Raw genomic sequence first — 21723 nt, forward strand, 5'->3', positions numbered from 1 at the left:
TTAGTAATTAGATTTGACGATTGAATAAGAAAGTTGGGACGTAATGATTGAAATCAAGAATGTGTCTAAGACGTATCCAAACGGCACAAAAGGACTACAAAACGTTAATTTAACAATTGAACAAGGCGAATTTGTTGTTATTGTTGGTTTATCAGGAGCAGGAAAATCAACCTTACTACGATCAATTAATCGATTAAATGATATTACGGAAGGCGAAATTCTCATAAATGAGCAATCCATTACAACCGCAAAAGGTCGGACTTTGCGAAAAATTCGTCAGCAAACGTCGATGATCTTCCAAAGTTTCAACTTAGTGAAACGTTCATCTGTTCTTCGAAACGTCCTCTCAGGTCGTGTTGGCTATCACAGTACGCTTCGAACAGTATTAAACTTATTTCCAAAAGATGATGTGGAACTTGCATTGCAAGCATTGAATCGTGTCAATATTCTTGAAAAAGCTTATTCGAAAGCAAGCGAATTATCTGGCGGACAGCAACAACGTGTTGCCATCGCTCGAGCGCTAGCACAAGAACCGAGTGTCATATTAGCCGATGAACCAACCGCTTCTCTTGATCCCTTGACGACGAAACAAGTGATGGATGATTTGAAGCGCATTAATCAAGAAGACAAGATTACGACAATCGTTAATCTTCATTTTATAGATTTAGCACGTGAATATGCCACTCGTATCATTGGCTTGCGTGCAGGAGAAGTTGTGTTTGACGGTCCAGTATCTGAAGCAACCGACGAGAAATTCGCCGAAATTTATGGACGACCGATTCAAGAGGATGAGCTTTTAGGGGAGGATATCCATGAGTCAACCACTCCATCAACAACTAACTAAGCCACCTAAAACAAAGCTCTACACAACGCTCCTTCTCATTCTAGCCGTTATTTTAACGAGTGCCTGGTACATTAATGCTGATCCTCGTATTTTCATTAGTAATTGGGATAATGCGCTAGATATTATCATTCGAATGTTTCCACCTGACATGACGTTCTTTATTGAAGCCACGCCTGCTATGCTTGAAACCATTCGCATGGCGTTAATCGGGACAACGTTCGGAGCCATTTTAGCGATTCCAATTTTATTTTTCTGTGCGGCAAACGTAGCTACACCTATATGGATTCACCAACCAGCCCGAATTGCGTTAAACGCACTACGTACAGTTCCTGATATTTTACTTGCTGCGATTTTCGCTGCGATCCTTGGCTTTAATACACTTGCCGGAATTGTTGCTTTAAGTATTTTCTCTATAGGGGTTATTGGCAAACTTTCCTATGAAGCCGTTGAGAACATTGATAAAGGACCACTTGAATCGATGACGTCTGTAGGCGCCAATAAAATTCAGTGGATTGTTTTTGGTGTTGTTCCACAAATGTTGCCGCAGTTTACTTCTTACGTTCTCTATACGCTAGAAATTAATGTACGAGCCGCAGCCATTTTAGGAATTGTTGGTGCAGGTGGAATTGGTCGCTTGTATACAAACTCACTAAATACATTTCAGTTTGATCAAGTACTCGCATTAATCCTTTACACATTGTTAGTTGTTTTAGTCATAGATTTTATTAGTTTGAAAATTCGGGAGCGCTTAATATGAGTGATTTAAGAAGTAAGGTTAAGAGACCGAAGAAAAACCGTATCAAAACAGCCTTTATTATTTTGATTTTGATTTTATTATATGTTTGGGGATTTGCAGGTATCAATTTCAGCGGCATCTCACCTAATGCAGGTACTGTAACATCCGCTATTCTTGATGGTTTCCTTAATCCAGAGTGGGATTACATCTACCGGCCTGGACAAGAAGATTTAATTCAAAATTTACTTGAAACCTTTGCCATTGCGCTAGTTGGGATTACCTTATCGATCGTACTATCGTTTCCGATTGCATTTTGGGCAGCACGAAATTTAAGTGTAAAACGGATCATTTCTGGCTCAGGAAAATCTTTTTTAAGCTTCTTCCGTACGTTTCCGGACATTGTTATGGCATTGCTTTTTATCACAATCGTTGGTCCCACCCCTTATGCCGGTATGCTTGCTCTCGGCGTGAGTGCCATGGGGATGCTTGGAAAGCTTTACGCGGAGGAAATTGAATCGATTGATCCAGGTCCTTCAGAAGCACTTGTTGCGGCTGGTGCAAATAAACTACAAGTTCTTTTATTTGCGGTCGTGCCACAAGTCTTGCCTGGCTTCATTTCTGCAACCCTGTATCGTTTTGAAATTAACCTTCGTTCCGCAGCTACGTTAGGGATCGTTGGTGCAGGTGGAATTGGTGCGCCACTTATTTTTGCGATTAATGGCCGAAGCTGGGACCGGGTTGCCGTTATTCTAATCGGATTAGTCCTGTTTGTCTTAGTGATTGATTTAATCTCAAGTGCACTGCGTAAAAAGGTCATTTAACAAGAAAAGCGATTGGCTAACCGCCGATCGCTTTTTTTCTATGCTAGTTTTGTTCAATTACAAGCTTCCCGATCATTTTTCCTTCTTCAAGCTGTTTATGTGCTTGTTTCAAAGTACTCGCATTTAATGGCGATAGCACCTTTGTCATTGTGTGACGCAGCTTCCCTTCATCAAACATCTGAGCCATTTTCGTTAGCATATTGTGTTGCTCAATTTGATCGTCCGTTTGAAACATCGACCGTGTAAACATAAATTCCCAAGCAAACGTCACGCTTTTTGCACGGATCTTTTGCATGTCCAGCACATCTTTGTTCTCTACAATGGCGCAAATGGTGCCTTGTGGTTTAATACAAGCCGCCATCCCGTCCCAATGTTGGTTCGTATCCGCTAAACACAAAATATATTCAACTTCTTTATAACCAATTTCTTGCAGTTGTTCATGAAGGTTTTGGCGATGATTGACGACGTGATCGGCTCCGAGTGTTTGACACCATTCTTTTGTCTCTTGTCTAGAAGCAGTAGCAATGACGTTTAACTCTTGTTGTTTAGCGAGCTGAATTGCAATGGAGCCAACACCACCGGCACCACCAATAATCAGGATTGCTTTTCCTTTGTCCTCATCGCTTATTTTCATTCGATCATACAGTGATTCCCACGCTGTAATGGCTGTAAGTGGCATTGCTGCCGCTTCTGCAAACGTTAAGGTTGAAGGCATCTTCCCAACAAGACGCTCATCGACAAGCTGGTATTCCGCGTTTGAACCATTTCGTGTAACATCACCGGCATAGTACACTTCATCTCCCACGTTGAAAAGAGTACATGCCTCTCCAACCGCTTTCACAACACCCGACGCATCAAATCCAAGTATGCGCAATCGCTCTTCTCTTTCCTTTTTAGCCTTTCGCTGCTTCGTATCAACAGGGTTTACCGATACTGCTTTCACTTCAATTAACAGATCATGCCCCTCTGCGGTTGGGGTGTCTACCTCTTCATTTAACAAGCTATCTTCATGTTCAATTGGTAAATACTCGTACACTCCTACGGCTTTCATCCAAATCCCTCACTTTAGAACGCTTTCTTTTAGAGTAAACAATTAGCCACTTCCTTGTCTACTCTATTGCATTTCCTTTGCAAAATTAGTACCTTAAGAGAATGAAATCCAAAAGAAAAGCAGGTTATGAATGATGTCACGTTCCCTATTAATTGAAAAAGACGTGCCCTGTCGCATGCGCGATGGCGTCACGCTCTATGCAAATAGTTACCGCCTTAATGATCAAAATACCTATCCTGTACTGTTAACTCGTGTGATCGACGGGAAGGATTCACATCTCTTTCGCCCAACAGATCTGATGAAATTAGTAGAAAAAGGCTATGTAGTTATCGTTCAAGATGTACGTGGACGATTTGCATCAGAAGGAACATTTACTCCTTTTTCTCATGAAGAAGAAGACGGTTTTGATACGATTGAATGGGCGGTTCACCTTCCCTACACGACCAATAAGGTCGCTATGTTTGGTGAAGCGTACAGTGCCTACACACAATACGCTGCTGCAAAAGCCGCTCCTCCTCACCTTTCTGCCTTGTTTCCGATTCATTTCGTTGAATCAAAGCAAGCTTTTTCACATCGGAACCATTTTTTAAACAGTAAAAAAGTCATTGATACCGCACTATCGCTTACCAAAAATATAATTGAAAAGCGTGAGATGGAAACGGAACATAAAAGAGATCAGCTTTTTCATTTGTTTGCTTATCAAGACCGTCAAGAAGCTCTCTACCGCTATCATCCGATCCAAAAACTACCTGTTTTTAAGATGCTTGGCGTTCAAGATCTTTTTACAACGCTTATTGAAACGTCTCCTGTTGAAACGGATTCACTTACGTATCCACCGTCTTATTTTTTAACAGGTTGGTTTGATGATGCGCTTTCTCATACGTTACGGGCTTTTCAAACGGCAACTAAACAAGATTCGGACCGTCATCTCTTGCTTGTGGGTCCATGGACCGGAAATCGCTTAGAAATGCCTCAGCCTTTCGGGTATACGGCACATATTGACTCTATGGCAAATGGAGGAAGTGTAACAGACTTTCAACTTCGGTGGTTTGATCGCTGGCTAAAAGACGAAAAAAATGGCGTCGATGAAGATGCGCAAGTGTTGTTGTTTGTCATGGGCATCAATAAGTGGAGAAAAGAGAAAACATGGCCTCTGGAACAAGACGAGCAACGACATGTACCTTTTACGTTTACAACAGTAGAAACGCCGCATCCTTTTTCACTTATGCAGAGTAGAGACGACAAACAGCTAACGTTTATTAGTACACCTTTTCAAGATATTCATGAGCTCATTGGCGCTCCCTCTTTGGAATTGGATATAAACCAAGGCGAAAAGGTGGAGTCGTTTTATATTCGACTGCTAGCCGTTCCTAAAGATGGGGCCGCTTTTCAAATTAGCGATGGACTCGTAACGGTTTCTGAAGAAATATTGGACGAGAATACATTGAAAATCGAGCTTAGTGCAGTCGCTTATCACTTTAAAACTGGCGATCGTATAAAGGTGGAGGTAACAAACGTACCGAATCACATTTATCGTCCACATTCGGAAAGCTCTGTGGAGAGTTCTCTTCTAGCGCTTGCACCTTGTTTCTTCCGTCAACATACAAAATTTGTTTTGCCAATCGCCACACAGCCATTGCGCTAACAAAAACACCCAACCTCACGATTGAGGTTGGATGCTTTTTATCGTTCGATTGTAATGGATTGAATGATCGGTTCCTCACCTGGAGCTGGTGTTTCTCCATTCGTCTCCATCGTGGCAATCGCATCTACAACGTCCATACCAGACGTCACTTTTCCAAACGCGGCATAATTTCCATCTAATTGCGCATTATCTTCATGCATAATAAAGAATTGGGAGCCGGCTGTATCCATTCCTTGTGCACGAGCCATTGAGATAACACCACGTTCATGCTTAATAGGGTTATCTACGTCGTTGCTTTCAAATTCACCTTTAATGCCATAACCCGGTCCGCCGGAACCATTTCCGGATGGATCTCCACCTTGAATCATAAACCCTTCAATAATTCGATGAAAGGTTAGACCTTCATAGAAATGATCTTCTGCCAATGCGACAAAATTATTAACCGTAACAGGTGCATGTTCAGGGTAGAGTTCAACAATGACTTCTCCACCATTTTCCATCTGGATTGTTGCAACTGGCGTATCACCTGCTTCAACAGGAACGTCAGGAACACCTTCACCTGTTGACTCGTTCGTTTCTTCTGGAGCTTGCGCTTCATTAGCTGGATTCGGTTCTTCAGAGGAACCACAAGCTGTCACGATAAACAGGCTCGCTACTAACACAACTAGATATTTCACCTTACTTACTCCTCGTTCTTGGCATCTGATTCAGCTTCCATGTCATTCTCTTCTTCATGTTCTTCTTGAACAGCCTCAGCAAAATCTTCATTTTCTTCTTCGTGGATAATAATCCGCGCTGTATCTGATTGGGCAGGAATGCCTTCGACAATTTTACTACGAGGAATGACTTCAACAATTAACCCAAGCTCTAAATCACCAGTATACCGTTCATATTCTTGTTCTTCACTCATGAGCAACACTTCCGTTGCAGGATCATAATTAAACCGCGTACCAGACTCATAATGTCCATCTTCACCAGAGATGAAAAAAGTCTGTTCTTCATCATTTACATTTGAAATCTTGCCCGTAATGGACATATCTTTGGATTGAATAACGATTTTACTCGCAACGGTTTCATTCCGTTCTCCATCGTCATCTAATTCTTCATATACCGTTACATCAATATCGTTTTTTAAGTAGGATTGATTCACTCTTAAATAAGACGACAAATGCTTAATATACACTTCTGTTCGATTACTTAAATGAACAGGTGCACTCGCGTCATCGACGTCAAACGATTCAATACCTGGTAATTGCTCTGCATCTTCATTGGAAACATGAGTCTGTAAACCAGCCATTGCGTGTTCATTACCTTCATATTCTATATTCGTAATCGTCCCATCTGTCGCAACCATATCATCATCTGTAATTACATTTCGCTGTTGATTACAGGCCGCTAGAAAGACGATCAGTCCCATTGTCACAGCAAAAAAAAGGGCTTGTTTCAATGAATCCACACCTCTCTTGCTCCTTTTTTCCTAGTATACCCTAAATCAAATCATTACGCTTTCTTAACAACTAGATTTCAATAATATCACACAACCCATTTGACAAATGTCCATACTTTTAAAAAAATGTGTGCTATACTCCTCCTAAATGAATGTACGGACAGGAAGGGTTATTTATGGATTTTTCGATTCGATACGTATCTTTTTTTGTGGTTGAAATTGATCCACAAAAAGACAGCCGCTCATATGATCATTACCAAACGATGGATGAAGAGCTATTTGATCGCAGCGCTTTATCTCACTTTCTTGAAGGTGAATTAAAACGAATTGTAAAGCGGAAGGCGCTGTCTCATCCAAACCACGCTCAAGCACCTACAAAAATTGGTCAATTTGTAACAGAAGGTGAGCATCCACTTGATTCAAATCCTAACTATGCCTTGTTTCAGCGAGCGTTACTTGCTGCTACAATTGATGATTTTAAGAAAGAAAGCGTGTCTTTTGTTGAAACCTATCTAAGTACGAGCGCCGTTCGTGGAGGGGTTTTTCTTGTATGTCAGGCAAAACCGAAGAAATACTTTGACGACCCATTTTTATTTCTTTTAAAATGTGATTTTCAAGACGATATCGCGGTTTTAAGTGATGCCACTACACTCTTAAAAAAAGTTGAACGCGCCATCACAACGAAAAATATGAAATCTATTCAATATCCATACATGATTGAAGAAGGCATGCTTGAGCATGACAAAGTGAAAATCCACCAAGCCTCTCATGCCCGCTATTTCGAAGATTTTTTACCATTTGTGGAGTATGGCGATCCTATGCCAGAAGTCATTAAAACGCAGGTTCATACGATGGTTCAAGATCATGTAAATGAAGTATACACATCCGATAGCACCGAAAAACAAGAAATGGAAGAACGGCTTGAATCGTGGTCCGTTAGTGAAACAAGAGAGCTACAGGAGCAGCTCAATCACCATCAAGTTGTTGAAGCAACAGCGGCTATTACCGCGCACATACCTGATTCCAAAACAACCATTAAACTAGGTGATGTTGTTGTGAAATTTCCATTGGAAGTTTATGGAACAAATGTCCATTTGGCAAAATTAAACGACCGCTACGTGCTCGTAGTCGATGCGGAGCAGGTGACGTTTGATAAGCATGCTTCGCCAATTGAGTTTTTAAAGCCTGATCATCTAGAGGCGGTTATTCAACGGATGCAGCAAGACGACGAGTAACAACGAACAAAAAAAACCTTCATGAATGAACGAGCCTGTTCCATTCACGAAGGTTTTTTGATGATCTTGTTATGTGGGTTGATTAAATCTTCTTATAGCCACCTTGATAATACACAAGTGGTTCCCTGTCTGTTACAGCTACATCTTTCACTTTACCTATAAATAGCGTGTGGTCGCCTTGCACACTCGTATCATATAAATCACATGCGATCGTAGCAATCGCACCATCAATGGTTGGTAGTCCAGCAAAATTCGTTAACGCTAGATCTTCTTTTTCTTTTTGACGAGCAAAGTGCATGGAAATGTCTTCATGACCTTCTGCTAATATACTCACTGCAAACGAACCTGCTTGCTCGATTACAGGTTTCATTCTTGCTTTATTATCGACCGATACAAGAATTAGTTTCGGGTCAAGCGATACAGATAAAAAGGCATTCGCTGTCATACCGTGAACCTCATTCTCAAGCTCCGTTGTGACAACCGTAACACCTGTTGTAAATTTACTCATTGCGGTTTTAAATAAACGATCATCCATTGTTTCCCCTCCTCATTCCTATCATTTCTCATATGTCTACTCCATTAAAATAATACCTACAATTAAAACACCTTGCAACAAGTTGAACTTGCATCAATCTTCCAACCCTATCGTATGCTATAGAAGAATGGATGAATGGACATCTTGACTTTCTCATTTTACAATAATACATTTAATTCATTACGCTCGTATAACGTTCACTACATCATGAGAAATGAATGACGAAATGCGTTAAACAGAAAGAAGGCGATTTGTTGATTACTCTTAAGTCTAAACGAGAACAAAGTATGATGCATGAAGCAGGGAAATTGCTTGCAGCATGCCACAAACAATTATCCGATCAAATCAAACCTGGTGTAACAACCGCTGAGCTTGATCGTTTTGTAGAAGATTATTTAAAAAAGAACGGTGCTACACCAGAACAAAAAGGCTACAACGGTTATAAATATGCCACTTGTGCGTCTATTAATGATGAGATTTGTCATGGATTCCCTCGATCGACACCTTTACAAGATGGGGATATTGTGACGATTGATTCCGTCTTTAATTTAAATGGTGCACTCGCTGACTCCGCATGGACGTATGCTGTCGGTACGCCATCTCCAGAAGCACAAGCCTTAATGGATGTAACCCATCGTGCCCTGTATGAAGGCATTAAACAAGCTAAAGTTGGAAACCGTATCGGCGATATTGGTCACGCGATTCAATCCTATGTCGAACCAAAAGGCTATGCTGTTGTACGCGATTTTACAGGTCACGGAATTGGACCAACCTTACATGAACCACCCCAGATCCTTCATTACGGCTCACCTGGGAAAGGTCTTCGTTTAAAAGAAGGCATGGTCATTACGATTGAACCTATGATCAACATTGGCGAATACCCAAGCAAACTTGATTCCAATGGCTGGACGGCTCGAACGGTAGATGGCTCTTTATCAGCTCAATACGAGCATACACTCGTCATTACCGCAGACGGTCCACTTATATTAACGGATCAAGGGGATGCACATTTGTACCTGTAACTCCTGTTTTACCGCACGCGTACGATCGTGCGGGATTTTTTTTGAAAACGTGTACTTAAAATAAGGGAAATAGGGAAAAGAAGGAAAAAGGAGGGAGAGCATGGTTTTAACAAAAATGATACGCCTAGTTGTGCTATCAACGATTTTAGGAATTGGCCTAATTACAGTCATTATATGTGCGTTCCTCGGTGTGTCTATGTTTTATTTATGGTTTATTTCTGCCGCTACCATGTGTGTGCTTATTTATGTAACGCTTATGTTTTACCAATGGCACCGACCAGGGTTTCGAAGAATGTTTTTTATTAGTATGATTGTTGTCGGCACCGTGAGCATTTATACATATGAGCAGCGAAATGGCGATTTACAAACAATTGAAGAACCATACATACCTTTAGAACAGTGGGAACCCTTCCATCCAAATCGACCTCTCGAATTTAGAGAAGAAGATGTATCGGCTTCATTCGATTCTATTCAAATTGCGGGTTCAACCTTCCTTTACCCTCTATATAGTTCGTTTGTCGAAGCGATTGTTTCGGGTGAAGATCCACTTCAAGCACAACAGAAGCTATCAGCATCTTCTCAGCCGCTTGATGAACTCAATGATTCAAACACCGTTGTTTTTATGCCAGAATACCTCTTGCCAGCAGACGAATCGTACGAAACGACTCCTATCGCGAATGATGCATTGGTCTTTTTCACTCATCAAGACCAAGAAGTAATTGGGTTAAATCGTGACCAAGTTCAAGCTATTTATAACGGTGACATCGCAAATTGGTCACAGGTAGGTGGAACTGTTCAAAGCATTCGTAACTACCAAAGAGATGAAGAAGATAGTCAACTAGCGTTTGAATGGTTTATGCGTGGAGAGCCGTCTTCTAGTTTGATGGAAGATTCAATTGGAATGAATCAATCCGAAACATCGGTAGTCGCGACTTATGAAAATTACGAAACCGCGATTGGGTATACATTTTTTAGCAACTATCAATATGCAGCGTCTGACCATCACATTCAAGCACTTGCTATTGATGATACAGAGCCAACTCAACAAGCTATTAGTCTAAAGAACTATCCGATTTCCATTACGATATACGCCGTTACGTTACCAAATCCTTCAGAAGAACTCAACCAATTTATAGAATGGCTTCAAGCCGATCAAGCTCAGACGATCGTAGAAGCAGTAGGATTTGGAACAATTGAGGACGAACAGTAAAAACCACCACCGTAGGGGAAAGAATCCCAATGGTGGTGGTTTGCGTTTATCAAGAAGCAAATTAATTGGACTGCCATCGCTCAATTGTAACAAGTTCTACACAATCACAGAAAACGTCCATTGCTTGTTTTAATTCCTCTACAGTTGGAAAGGTTGGCGCGATCCGAATATTACGATCAAGTGGATCTTTTCCGTATGGGAATGTCGCACCAGCTCCTGTTAACGTGAGACCTGCTTCCTTACAAAGAGAGACGATCCGTTTTGCGCACCCTTCCTCGGTGTTAACGCTAATAAAGTACCCGCCATTTGGTTCAGTCCAGTTGACGATGCCTTTATCCCCTAGCTTTTCTTGAAGCTTTTCAATAACAAGGTCAAACTTTGGTTTAATAATTGCTGCATGCTTTTTCATTAAAGGCTCAACGCCACCTTGTTGTTCAAAAAAGCGAACATGCCGTAGTTGATTAATTTTATCGGCGCCAATCGTTTGAAAACCAAGCTGTTTTTTTGTGAAAGCAACGTTGTCTTCTGACGATACAAACGCTGAAATGCCTGCGCCAGGGAACGTCACTTTTGATGTGGAAGCAAATACGTACACACGATTTGGATGGCCTGCTGCTTTTGCTTCTGCCATAATATCAGCCAATTCATCTGGTTGATCGGTTAAATGATGAATCGTATACGCGTTGTCCCAAAAAATTCTGAAGTCATCGGCTTTTGTATCCATAGACGCTAGTCGTTTTACGACGTCGTCTGAGTACGTCACGCCTTCAGGGTTGCTATATTTTGGTACACACCACATACCTTTAATGGTTTCATCTTCACGTACAAGCGCTTCAACTTCGTCCATATCTGGCCCTTTATTTGTCATCGAAACTGGGATCATGTCAATCCCTAGAAATTCACAAATTGCAAAATGACGATCGTATCCTGGAGATGGACATAAAAACTTCACTTGTCCGTATGATGACCACGGCTTTGCTTCTGCCTCAACACCCTTTAATAATCCACGAGCCACTGTATCGTGCATCATCGATAAACTAGAATTGCCGCCAACAATAACTTGTGATGCTTCTACATGAAGAATGGAAGCAAACCAAGATTTCGCTTCAGGAATACCGTCTAATTGACCATAATTTCGAATGTCCACACCATTCTCTGCAGTTCGATCATGATGATCAAGAATTGATAGCATCTCATTTGAGAGATCAAGTTGTTCTGGGCTCGGCTTCCCCCGAGACATATCTAACGTCATATTAGCTTGCTTATACGTTTCAAATTGTTCTTTTAGTTCTGTTAATCGTTGTTGAAGGTGTTCAGACGATAATTGTTTTAGATTAGCCAACATTTTTCTCTCCTCTAAATAAATTTCATTATTCAATGAGCAACCCATAAAAAGCGAACATCCTCGTTAAATTGGCAAAAACATGGATAACCTACTATGAGAGCTTAAAGCATCAATGCCAATTTGTTCTTATTTGTTGAACGACCGGGTAAGCCGATCCCCTTCATTCACTAGCATCAACTACTATGAAATTGAACGCTTTACTAAGGTTAAGACTAAAGACGACTTCTTTTTCGTTTCCCTTATCTAGTTTAAGCTAGATTATGTGTCGCAAGCAAGTTTCCTCATTTAAAGGGACTCCTGAAGAATTTACATCATTCATGCGCTTTTTTCTTTTCTGAATTTGTGCAAGATGGTTGCGTTTCATATTGAAAATATGCTAAAAACATGAAGGTATTTTTCATTATGATTTAAAGAGAATGAACCAAAGACACGTTCATTTTGGAGGGATAAATAGATGATTCGTAAAGCAACATCACATGATTTAAAAAAAATTGAGGAAATGGCGATTCGCGCAACAAAGAAAATGAATGCGGAAGGAAGTGACCAGTGGGACAAACAGTACCCAACCATTCAGCACTTTGAAAAAGATCTTGCCGAAGGATCGCTATTTGTGTATGAACAAGATGAAACAGTAGTTGGCTCCATTACCGTTGACCAGACGTTTGCACCAGAATATCGCAGCGAATCATTAACATGGTCTGACGTTCAAGATCATGCCGGAACATTTCATCGACTATTAGTCGACCCGGAAACGAGAAAAGCTGGAATTGCCGCTTCACTAATTACGTATGCAGAAGAGCACTGTAAGCGACAAGGATTAAAAGCGATGCACATCGATACGTACGCATTAAATGAAAAAGCTCAACAACTCTTTTCTAAATATGGCTATACAAAAGTTGGAACACTCCAATTTCCTGGTAAAGAAGCGCAATTCATTGGATTCGAGAAAAAGCTCCATTAAAAAAAAGAGGGATTCCCCTCTTTTTTAGTGTTGCTTATCTACTCTTGTCATGTCTAAATCGTAGTCGCCATCTTCCTTCTTTGTTTCAGCTGGTTTTGACTCAAAAATGCTGTTACGATTAATATTTAATTTTTCTGCAGCACGATCAGCATAAGGATCAGCCAATTGACTGTCTTCATTTAATACGAATTCTAACGCATTGATTTGCGTACGTAAGCGCTGCATTGTACGATCTAAATAAATATATACTTGTTGCTCGTGTTGATCCATTTGCTTAAATGACTCTTCGTTTACTTTCATTTCTTTTACCTTATTAATACACTTGCCTAATTCCTCACGAAGAATGTTCCGTTGTTCTTTCACTGTTGATACGTCTCTCATGTCATGTCATCCTTTCAATTCTTAAGCAGATTTATACTATTCTATGTGTCTACTTTCTAGTATAAAGCTTTCAAGTGAAAATATCAGCATATTCCAATGAATTCACAAAATTATTCGGACGCCTCATTGACAAGAATAGATTCTTACGCTACAATTATTTCAAATTCGAGATAAATGCATTCGAGGTGATTTCTAATGAAAACAGACGAACAAGACTCATTAAAACTATTTACGGTTTTAACGAGAGCGATGCAATCTGTTAAAACAAATGTAGAATTCGATATAAAGAAACACGGTTTTAATCCGACAGAGTTTGCCGTACTTGAACTCCTCTATTCCAAAGGAGACCAAACCGTTCAGAAAATTGGTCAAAAAGTATTAATCGCAAGCAGTAGCATTACTTACGTAGTTGACAAGCTTGAAAAAAAAGAGATGGTCGTTCGGAAACCTAGTCCAACGGATCGTCGAGTAACGTTTGTTTCCATAACTGCTAAAGGGACGGACTGGATGGATGCCGTGTTCCCTAAACATGCAGCTGCACTTAGTTCAATTTTCTCACCACTTGAAGCAAATGAGAAAAAAGCGTTAATCGACTATTTGAAGCGTGTCGGCCTCCATGCAGAAGAAACAACACAATAAGAACTCCCCATTTTATAAGCAAATGTTTTGGTATTCCTCTCTTGAATCTTTTATGATAGAAACAAATACGCTTCCTCTTCACGTAACACAACGATTCACTTCTAGGCATCATCACCTCTTCTAGCCTATTCGCGCATAATCACGAGAAATGTTAGAGAAAATAAAGTGATAAAGGAGTCATCATTTTATATGAGTAAATGGTCTCGTTTGTTTAAAAAAGATATACAAACAGATAATTCAACATGGGAAAATCCAGTTCCACCTGGGATGCAAAAAGAAGGTACAGAAAAAGCAGACGACGATTTCTATCAAGCCATAGAAAATCGACGATCGATTTATGTATTAAGCAAAGATACTGTTCAATCTGATAAAGAAATTAAAGCGTTAATTGAGCAAAACTTGCAATCCATTCCTTTTTATAGAGATACCCCATCAAGCCGTATTGTTTTGCTTCTTCATGATGAACATGATCGGTTTTGGCAACAAACACGTCAAACATTACGCTCCATCATGGACTACAGTGATTTTGTTGATACACAAGCGAAACTTGAAATGTTTGAACATGCATATGGGACCATTCTTTTCTTTGAAGATGAAGAAACGTTCTCCTCTTCTTACACAGAATCGATAGCGCAACAATATGCAGGTATGCTCCAATTCTCCATCTGGGTATCTCTTGAAGCAAATGGTTTTGGTGCGTCCCTTCAACACTACAACCCAATGATAGACGATGAGGTAAAACGAACTTGGAACCTTCCATCAAGCTGGAAACTCGGCGCACAAATGCCGTTCGGAAGACCGCACGAATATCCAAATGCAAAAGAGTTTCGCCCTATGAATACGCGCTTTAAGATTGAAGATTCGTGATGATACGAATCTTTTTTCGTTCCCTTTAAAATAAGGTTTGACAAGTTTCTCTTTGCATTGTAAAGTGAAGTTTGCAAGAAATTATATGCCCTCGTTAGGTGAGGCTCCTGTGCTGGAGATACGCTGCTACCCAAAAATGTCCAAAGACGCCAATGGGTCAACAGAAACCATCGACATAAGGTGGTTTTTAATGTAGCTGGATTGCGTTTCCTATGCCGCACAGTGCTAAAGCTCTACGAATGGAGGAGAGTTCGATGATACGTTATGTTTTTTTAGTATGCGTTCAAACCGCCTCCATGTTCATGAGGCGGTTTTTTATTTTTCTAAAAGGTGGTGGTGTGGGATGGATCGTTTACCCAAACCGAGGATAGGCTTAAGAAAAATAGGAAGGGAGCCATTCCACACGAATTGTTTGGTTCTCTCCTAAAAAGTAGGAGGAGATCACGATGGATAAATTAAAAACAGACCGGAAACGGAATGAATATAAAAAAGAAATTGTTAAACACCTTGAGTCTCGAAACTTAAAAGCGTTTCGCGAAACATTTCTAGAGTTGCACCCTACGGACCAAGTCGAACTTTTTCATGAGATTGAACGCCCACAACAAAAGCAAGTGTTGCTTTTTCTAAGTCCAGCTGAATTCGCTGACCTGTTTGAAGGATTAGAACTAGAAGACCAACTCATTGTCTTTGAAGGCTTAAGCTATCAATATGCTGTCTCCATGTTCAATACAATGTCTGCCGATGATGTAGCGGATTTTCTAGCTGAAATTGATTCTGATCGAGCAGATGACATCTTAAGTTCAATGGACTTAGAAGAAGCAAAACGAGTCGAAGAACTAATGTCTTACGCACCTAAAACAGCTGGTGCCATTATGACAAAAGAGTTCGTGCGCTTATCTGTTGAATCATCTGCCAAAGAAGTCATTGCCGAACTTCGAGAATCCGCTCCTAATGCGGAAACGATTTACTATCTTTATGTTGTTGATCAACAGCAAAAACTAGCAGGTGTTGTCTCGTTACGAGACTTAATCATCGCTACACCAGAAATGACGGTCGAAGAAATCATGAGTACACAAGTGGTATCTGTTAGCGAGCATGAAGACCAAGAAGATGTCGCTCGCTTAATTAAAGAATACGATTTCCTTGCTGTACCTGTTGTCACACCAGAAAGACGACTTGTCGGAATCATTACAGTCGATGACGTCATCGATGTATTAGAAGAAGAAACAACCGAGGACTTTGATGAATTTGCTGCAACAAGAGGGGCAACAGATCTTTCCTTAACTGCCGTTACAGCAGCACGTAAGCGAGCGCCATGGTTAATTCTTCTAATGTTCTTCGGCTTAATTACCGCTAATATTATTGGTCAATTTGAGTCGACGCTCGAACAAGTTGTGTTGCTCGCCGCCTTTATGCCGCTCATTATGGGTACCGCTGGTAACACGGGGACACAATCTTTAGCTGTTGCCGTACGTGGTATCGCGACTGGATCATTTGATCGCGGTGGTGTATGGAAAACTGTTAAACGTGAACTTGGTACTGGTGTCATTCTTGGGATTGTATGTATGGTCGTACTGATGGGTATTATTTATGTCTTTTACAACGGTGACTTTATTTTAGCATTTACGGTAGGTTTCTCTCTCTTCGCTGCATTAAGTGTTGCTGCAGTGATTGGCGCAACGGTTCCTGTCGCAATTAACAAATTAAAGATCGATCCTGCTGTTGCATCAGGCCCTTTTATTACAACACTCAATGACATTATTAGTTTAATGATTTATTTCACGATCGCAACGACCCTTCTTGATCAACTCTTATAAATAACGTACAGCACGTCGGGCATTTATTGCTCGACGTGTTTTTATATAAGAAAGGCTTATCCTTGCTAAATTAGGATTTTTTGTGGTTAAATGCAATCAAACAAGTATTAAAAAGTAGATTATGTAAGGAAAAGGAGTACAAATGTCTAGAGAACAGCGTAAGCAAGATCATATCCAAGAAGCGATCCAACAACATCACACCCGTTCCCCTTTTGACGACATCCATTTTATTCACCAAACCCTTGCAACATCAACGTTTGATCACTGTAAACTAGAAACAACTTTTTTAAACCAAACGATCTCAGCTCCTTTCCTTATTAATGCGATGACTGGTGGAGGTGGCGAAAAAACGACCCGGATCAATCAACAGTTAGCTGAAGCAGCTCGGCACTTTAAAATCCCAATGGCGGTTGGCTCACAAATGGCGGCTATAAAAGAAAAACAACAGGAACACACATACCGAATTATTCGCGATGTTGCGCCAGACACGTTCTTTTTAGCCAATCTAGGAGCCGAAGCTACTGTAGATGATGCATTGCGCGCCATTGACATGATTGATGCAAATGCCCTACAGATTCATTTTAACCACATTCAAGAACTCGCGATGCCAGAGGGAGATCGAGACTTTTCGAATCGAGTCGCTCATTTAGAAGACATCGTCGCTGCGAGTCCAGTCCCTGTTATCGCAAAAGAAGTTGGCTTTGGCATGACACGGGAAGCGGTGAAACAACTTTACGAAGTCGGTGTTCATGCAGTTGATGTGAGTGGAGCCGGCGGGACCAATTTTTCGCAAATTGAAAACGCACGTCGACACCTACCGCTATCTTTTTTTAACAACTGGGGTATCGAAACGCCTACTGCGCTTATTGAAGCGACATCATTACGACTGCCTATTCCGCTCATTGCATCAGGAGGCATTTCATCAAGCTTAGATATAGCAAAAGCACTCTCGCTCGGTGCTTCAGTCGCAGGAATGTCAGGGCTTCTCATCAAAACGCTTCAAACAAAGGGCTACGATGCGCTTATTTCATGTATGGAGCAAATCATCGAAGACTTGCGCTACATTATGACTGCTTTAAACGTTCATTCGATCTCCGATTTAAAAAACGTCCCTCTTTTAATAAAAGGAGAGACGCATCATTGGTTAACGGAAAGAGGTATAGATACGAAGGCGTTTGCTCAACGTACGTCATCCTGTTTTTCTGCTCTATAAATGTGATACTGAATGGTTAGCATGTTTTTACGAAAAACAGAAATAGTATGAATTGCTTTTAATCCATCCTCATCCTCGATTAAATGAAACATTTCCCGTAGCGGCGTCTTCCATGTCCACTTCCATAAGGAGACATAGACGCCGGTGAAACGGTCGTAACGGTTCCCCACTAGATAAAGTCCGTCTTTTTCATCATTTAATGGGAGTAGCACCGCCGACATCACTCCAATTGGAAGTGGTAATTGAATAAAATTATAGCGTTTTTCAGCCAACCAGCTTGAATAATACGCTGTTAAAATAGGTGCGTGGCTATCTGCATGTTTTCGAACCCAAACCGTAGTTTGTTCCTCTGAATATTCGTATGTATCGCCTTTCATCGCCACAAGACCTGGCGGTAAGTACAGTTGTTTCATATGTTTCGTTATCCGTAAGATGAGTGGTAAAACGAACGTAAACGGTCGATGCCACGAAATGTTCGCTTCTAAATGATATTGGCTCGTTTGTTCATGGAAAGAACGAATCGCAGGCTTCACAAGGTCAGGATTAAACTGCTCATGGCGATATGCACCCCAATCTTCAATTAGTTCTTTTTTAGGAATGAGAGGAAGATGTGTAAACAATCGATCTTGAATAAACGCGCGACCTCGTATCGAATGATTTGGAAACTTGTGTTCAGCGACTTCTTGCTTTGGTTTAACGGACAACCATACGATTATCGATAAAAGCGCAAATCCAAATGCGTTTGACATCCCGTGATACCGCACCATATCAGGAATCGACAGCCTTTGTGGAGCCCAAGCTAAGCCAGCACTGTATAAGTAAGATAGTACCATCGTCCCAATAAGAATCGCCATTGCAACGAGAAGACTATACTTATTAAGTCCTTTTAAAAGAAAGCTATAGCGAATTGCCGCTAATGCGAACCAAATGACAAACCAAATATAAATTAATACGAGAATTGGCTCGAGCGGTGGTCCAACTTCAATACCAATAGCCACTAAAAAAGGACCAGCAAGTAACCCAGCTGCCAAGCTTGCAAATCCAGCCATATTCACGTTAATCTGCTTTAACCAACGTCCAAACATCCCTGCTACGATGGGCAATACAAACGCTGAATAATGAAAATGAATCGCCGTAAGATCAATAATCGTTTGACTATAAGAAAGAAAGCGCCCTGCTTCAAGAGCCGATAAGACAAACCAACCTCCTCCGATTGCCAAATAGAGACACCCAACAAAAAGCAAGACTTCTTCTGCATCGCGAAACCCTTGTAAAGACAAGCGAAAAAAGCCAAAACTAGCGACGATGATCGTAGCGATTAACCATAGAACAGAAAAAACGGTTGCCGCTATCGTATGTTCCAAACTTAAAGACAGCAACCCTGCGATTGAAAAGAGGACAAGCCATGGCTTGAACCGTGTTAACAGTGTTATGTAAGGCGTTTGTTTATTCGTTTCTATAAGTAAATTTACTGTTAATGGCACCATGACCATGACCGCAAACCCTAATCCTAAATCAATTCCGCCAGGTTGAAACCACAACGCCCAGAAAACAAAAAGCATACTATGTAGAAAATAATACAGCATTACTCCCACTCCGTAATAACATAATTAATCAAGTGAACATCTTCATTTTTCCGAAACTTGCTGGCAGAGACCCCGACCGTCTTTTTAAATAGTTTAGTAAAATAATTGGCATCATCTATCCCTACTTGATGAGCCACTTCTGCAACGGTCAAGTCTGTTTTGGATAAAAGGTAAGCTGCTTTTTTCATCCGTAAAATTGATAAGTATTGCATAGGTGTGATTTGCATCTCCTCCTTGAATTGCTTAATAAAATAGTATTTTGATAGACCAATATGGCGCGCAATAAACGACAGGTCCATCGGTTGCCCGAGATTTTCTTTCATGATCGTAATGGCTTGAGCAATCGGCTGCTTCACTTTTTTTCTCGCGGGAACATCAAGAAAATGAAACAACGTCATTAAAAATTCATATGCACGCTGGGAACCAATATACGAATGATTAATGTCTCCAGCTTGTGTTTCAGATAGGAGTCTTAGTAGTAATCGGATTGGCGCTGCCTCTTGCTCAATCGAGAGTACAGGACCATATTTTTCTAGTAAATGACGATGAATATTGAGCGCTTCTTGTCCCTCTAACGTAATATAAATAAATTCCCAGTCAGCAGTTGCTTCTTTCGGATAATAGTATTGGTGATCGCTTGGGATGGCGACAAAGAAGGCTTGCTGTTCACCAATTTGAAAAACTCGATCATCATACGTTAATTCCCCTTGTCCAGCCAACGTATATTGAAACACAATTTTTTCTTTTTCCATTCTTGTTTTGCCGTTCCAATAATAATTTGGGTTGTTGACTACTTCCCAACCAATATTCCAGATATTCACTTGAAATGGATATGGATTTTCTTGAAAACGAAAGCCATATGAGGCTTTGCTAAACTGATCAATCACCTAGACCCCTCCTCTCCTTTTTAGTATAACGAAGAATTCGCAACCCGACTACCTTCCTTTGTAAGCGCAATAATTTCCATAAAGTTAACAGCAATTTTCTACTACTTTTCCCCATTTCCTCACTATACTAAGAGTATAAACACATGGAGGTTGAGACGTATGAAGAAAATTACCTTTATAGGTGCCGGTAGTACCATTTTTGCGAAAAATGTGCTTGGAGACTGTATGCACGTTGAAGCTTTACAAGGATTTGAATTCGCTTTGTTTGATATCGACCACACGCGCTTACAAGAATCTTACTCTCTTCTATCACAACTTAGAGACAATCTACAATCAAATGTTACGATAAAAAGATATGAAGACCGGAAAGAAGCGTTACGTGGAGCAAGTTACATCATCAATGCCATTCAAGTCGGAGGATACAAGCCTAGTACGGTTATCGATTTTGACATTCCCAAAAAATATGGCTTACGTCAAACAATCGGCGATACAATTGGAATTGGCGGCCTTTTTCGCTCACTTCGAACGATTCCGGTTATGCTTGATATCGCCAAAGATATTGAAGAAGTTGCGCCTGACGCTTGGTTCTTAAATTATACGAATCCAATGGCAGCTCTTACTGGTACATTATCACGGTTTACAAATGTAAAAAACGTCGGACTTTGTCATAGTGTGCAAGTTTGTACCCGCGACCTTTTTAAGCATTTAGATATGGACCATACTGGCATACAAGAAAAAATTGCTGGCATTAATCATGTTGCTTGGTTGCTTGAAGTGACAAAGGATGGCGTTGATTTGTACCCAGAAATTAAACGTCGTGCAAAAGAAAAAAGCAAAGAAACCCATCATGACATGGTGCGGTTTGAGTTAATGCAACGCTTTGGTTATTACCTTACAGAATCATCGGAGCATAATGCAGAGTATCATCCTTACTTTATTAAATCGGCATATCCAGAATTGATTGAACGCTTTAATATTCCTTTAGATGAGTATCCGAGACGGTGCGTAAACCAAATTGAAGGTTGGGAAAAAATGAAACAATCCCTCGTCAACAATGGAGCGATTACCCATGATCGTTCCATTGAATACGGATCACGCATCCTCGAAGCGATGGAAACAGGTCAACCATTCTTATTCGGTGGAAACGTCTTAAATCAAGGCGGTTTAATAGCAAATTTACCAACAAACGCATGTGTAGAAGTTCAATGTATCGCCGGTCGTTCTGGCGTCACGCCAACCCATGTCGGCAATCTCCCAGAACAACTTGCTGCGGTGAATCGTACAAACATTAACACTCAACTCCTAACCATTGAAGCAGCCATTACACGCAAGAGGGACCATATTTATCATGCTGCGATGCTTGACCCGCATACATCAGCGGAACTATCGATCGATGACATTGTTGCCTTATGCGATGATCTGATTGAGGCACATGGAGACTATTTACCAAGCTATAACTAATATTTTTCACACCCACGTTT

21 protein-coding genes and 1 riboswitch are annotated in these 21723 nt (G+C 40.7%); of the genes, 13 read left to right on the forward strand and 8 right to left on the reverse strand.

Annotated elements, in window-relative coordinates:
- Positions 1 to 43: 43 nt before the first annotated feature.
- From phnC to phnE (ACE1TH_RS14270), 3 genes are read left to right on the forward strand one after another with little or no spacing between them, the layout of a single operon-like run.
- Complete coding sequence (phnC, locus tag ACE1TH_RS14260; RefSeq protein ID WP_099303631.1) at positions 44 to 844, forward strand: phosphonate ABC transporter ATP-binding protein; 801 nt, start codon at positions 44 to 46, stop codon at positions 842 to 844.
- A complete protein-coding gene (phnE, locus tag ACE1TH_RS14265) occupies positions 813 to 1601 on the forward strand; it encodes a phosphonate ABC transporter, permease protein PhnE (protein ID WP_099303633.1) in 789 nt (262 codons plus the stop codon). The genes phnC and phnE (ACE1TH_RS14265) overlap by 32 nt, the downstream gene beginning before the upstream one ends.
- Positions 1598 to 2401 (forward strand): phosphonate ABC transporter, permease protein PhnE, encoded by an 804-nt coding sequence (gene phnE, locus ACE1TH_RS14270; RefSeq protein WP_099303635.1) that lies wholly within the window; start codon positions 1598 to 1600, stop codon positions 2399 to 2401. Before phnE (ACE1TH_RS14265) ends, phnE (ACE1TH_RS14270) begins: the two co-directional genes overlap by 4 nt.
- Before the next feature lie 43 nt (positions 2402 to 2444).
- On the opposite strand, the gene ACE1TH_RS14275 is transcribed toward phnE (ACE1TH_RS14270), so the two are convergent.
- Complete coding sequence (locus ACE1TH_RS14275; RefSeq protein ID WP_099303637.1) at positions 2445 to 3452, reverse strand: zinc-binding alcohol dehydrogenase family protein; 1008 nt, start codon at positions 3450 to 3452, stop codon at positions 2445 to 2447.
- A gap of 130 nt (positions 3453 to 3582) precedes the next feature.
- On the opposite strand from ACE1TH_RS14275, the gene ACE1TH_RS14280 reads away from it, so the two are divergent.
- Entirely contained in the window at positions 3583 to 5097 is a 1515-nt protein-coding gene (locus ACE1TH_RS14280; protein WP_375079321.1) for a CocE/NonD family hydrolase, read from the forward strand.
- A gap of 38 nt (positions 5098 to 5135) precedes the next feature.
- On the opposite strand, the gene ACE1TH_RS14285 is transcribed toward ACE1TH_RS14280, so the two are convergent.
- Together ACE1TH_RS14285 and ACE1TH_RS14290 are read right to left on the reverse strand one after the other, a co-directional pair.
- Positions 5136 to 5774: a peptidylprolyl isomerase gene (locus ACE1TH_RS14285; RefSeq protein ID WP_375079322.1), complete on the reverse strand. Its 639-nt coding sequence runs from the start codon at positions 5772 to 5774 to the stop codon at positions 5136 to 5138.
- 5 nt (positions 5775 to 5779) lie between these two features.
- Positions 5780 to 6553: a hypothetical protein gene (locus tag ACE1TH_RS14290; protein WP_375079323.1), complete on the reverse strand. Its 774-nt coding sequence runs from the start codon at positions 6551 to 6553 to the stop codon at positions 5780 to 5782.
- Positions 6554 to 6720: 167 nt separating this feature from the next.
- Here ACE1TH_RS14290 and ACE1TH_RS14295 point away from each other — a divergent pair, with 167 nt between their 5' ends.
- Positions 6721 to 7779 carry a DUF3900 domain-containing protein gene (locus tag ACE1TH_RS14295; RefSeq protein WP_099303643.1) on the forward strand — a complete coding sequence of 353 codons (1059 nt, stop codon included), beginning with the start codon at positions 6721 to 6723 and terminating at the stop codon, positions 7777 to 7779.
- 82 nt (positions 7780 to 7861) lie between these two features.
- Here ACE1TH_RS14295 and ACE1TH_RS14300 read toward each other — a convergent pair whose 3' ends face one another.
- A complete protein-coding gene (locus ACE1TH_RS14300; RefSeq protein WP_099303645.1) occupies positions 7862 to 8314 on the reverse strand; it encodes a flavin reductase family protein in 453 nt (150 codons plus the stop codon).
- A 254-nt stretch (positions 8315 to 8568) separates the two neighbouring features.
- On the opposite strand from ACE1TH_RS14300, the gene map reads away from it, so the two are divergent.
- Positions 8569 to 9336 (forward strand): type I methionyl aminopeptidase, encoded by a 768-nt coding sequence (map, locus tag ACE1TH_RS14305; RefSeq protein WP_255225404.1) that lies wholly within the window; start codon positions 8569 to 8571, stop codon positions 9334 to 9336.
- Positions 9337 to 9436: 100 nt separating this feature from the next.
- The gene (locus tag ACE1TH_RS14310) at positions 9437 to 10546 is read left to right on the forward strand and encodes a PstS family phosphate ABC transporter substrate-binding protein (protein ID WP_099303647.1); all 1110 of its coding nucleotides are present in this window, start codon (positions 9437 to 9439) and stop codon (positions 10544 to 10546) included.
- A 61-nt stretch (positions 10547 to 10607) separates the two neighbouring features.
- On the opposite strand, the gene ACE1TH_RS14315 is transcribed toward ACE1TH_RS14310, so the two are convergent.
- Positions 10608 to 11888: an aspartate aminotransferase type Ic gene (locus ACE1TH_RS14315; RefSeq protein WP_375079664.1), complete on the reverse strand. Its 1281-nt coding sequence runs from the start codon at positions 11886 to 11888 to the stop codon at positions 10608 to 10610.
- A 457-nt stretch (positions 11889 to 12345) separates the two neighbouring features.
- On the opposite strand from ACE1TH_RS14315, the gene ACE1TH_RS14320 reads away from it, so the two are divergent.
- Positions 12346 to 12852: a GNAT family N-acetyltransferase gene (locus tag ACE1TH_RS14320; protein WP_099303651.1), complete on the forward strand. Its 507-nt coding sequence runs from the start codon at positions 12346 to 12348 to the stop codon at positions 12850 to 12852.
- A 24-nt stretch (positions 12853 to 12876) separates the two neighbouring features.
- Here ACE1TH_RS14320 and ACE1TH_RS14325 read toward each other — a convergent pair whose 3' ends face one another.
- Positions 12877 to 13233: a hypothetical protein gene (locus tag ACE1TH_RS14325; protein ID WP_099303653.1), complete on the reverse strand. Its 357-nt coding sequence runs from the start codon at positions 13231 to 13233 to the stop codon at positions 12877 to 12879.
- 195 nt (positions 13234 to 13428) lie between these two features.
- Here ACE1TH_RS14325 and ACE1TH_RS14330 point away from each other — a divergent pair, with 195 nt between their 5' ends.
- The 4 genes from ACE1TH_RS14330 (at position 13429) to fni (ending at position 17769) form a co-directional block, all read left to right on the forward strand.
- Positions 13429 to 13872, forward strand: a complete 444-nt coding sequence (locus ACE1TH_RS14330) for a MarR family winged helix-turn-helix transcriptional regulator (RefSeq protein WP_099303655.1) — start codon at positions 13429 to 13431, stop codon at positions 13870 to 13872.
- Positions 13873 to 14061: 189 nt separating this feature from the next.
- A complete protein-coding gene (locus tag ACE1TH_RS14335) occupies positions 14062 to 14739 on the forward strand; it encodes a nitroreductase family protein (protein ID WP_255223884.1) in 678 nt (225 codons plus the stop codon).
- Between the two features lie 83 nt (positions 14740 to 14822).
- A riboswitch (M-box (ykoK) riboswitch) is annotated at positions 14823 to 14990 on the forward strand.
- Positions 14991 to 15185: 195 nt separating this feature from the next.
- Positions 15186 to 16556 (forward strand): magnesium transporter, encoded by a 1371-nt coding sequence (gene mgtE, locus ACE1TH_RS14340; protein ID WP_099303657.1) that lies wholly within the window; start codon positions 15186 to 15188, stop codon positions 16554 to 16556.
- A 142-nt stretch (positions 16557 to 16698) separates the two neighbouring features.
- Complete coding sequence (gene fni / locus ACE1TH_RS14345; RefSeq protein ID WP_375079324.1) at positions 16699 to 17769, forward strand: type 2 isopentenyl-diphosphate Delta-isomerase; 1071 nt, start codon at positions 16699 to 16701, stop codon at positions 17767 to 17769.
- On the opposite strand, the gene ACE1TH_RS14350 is transcribed toward fni, so the two are convergent.
- Both ACE1TH_RS14350 and ACE1TH_RS14355 read right to left on the reverse strand, forming a co-directional pair.
- Positions 17736 to 19355, reverse strand: a complete 1620-nt coding sequence (locus ACE1TH_RS14350; RefSeq protein WP_375079325.1) for a YndJ family protein — start codon at positions 19353 to 19355, stop codon at positions 17736 to 17738. The genes fni and ACE1TH_RS14350 overlap by 34 nt on opposite strands.
- Entirely contained in the window at positions 19355 to 20242 is an 888-nt protein-coding gene (locus ACE1TH_RS14355; RefSeq protein ID WP_375079326.1) for a helix-turn-helix transcriptional regulator, read from the reverse strand. The genes ACE1TH_RS14350 and ACE1TH_RS14355 overlap by 1 nt, the downstream gene beginning before the upstream one ends.
- Positions 20243 to 20401: 159 nt before the next feature.
- On the opposite strand from ACE1TH_RS14355, the gene melA reads away from it, so the two are divergent.
- Positions 20402 to 21703, forward strand: coding sequence for an alpha-glucosidase/alpha-galactosidase (gene melA, locus ACE1TH_RS14360; RefSeq protein WP_375079327.1), 1302 nt, complete (start codon positions 20402 to 20404; stop codon positions 21701 to 21703).
- Positions 21704 to 21723 lie beyond the last annotated feature (20 nt).

This window comes from Shouchella sp. JSM 1781072 (genome assembly GCF_041949915.1).
Lineage (GTDB): Bacteria > Bacillota > Bacilli > Bacillales > Bacillaceae_D > Shouchella.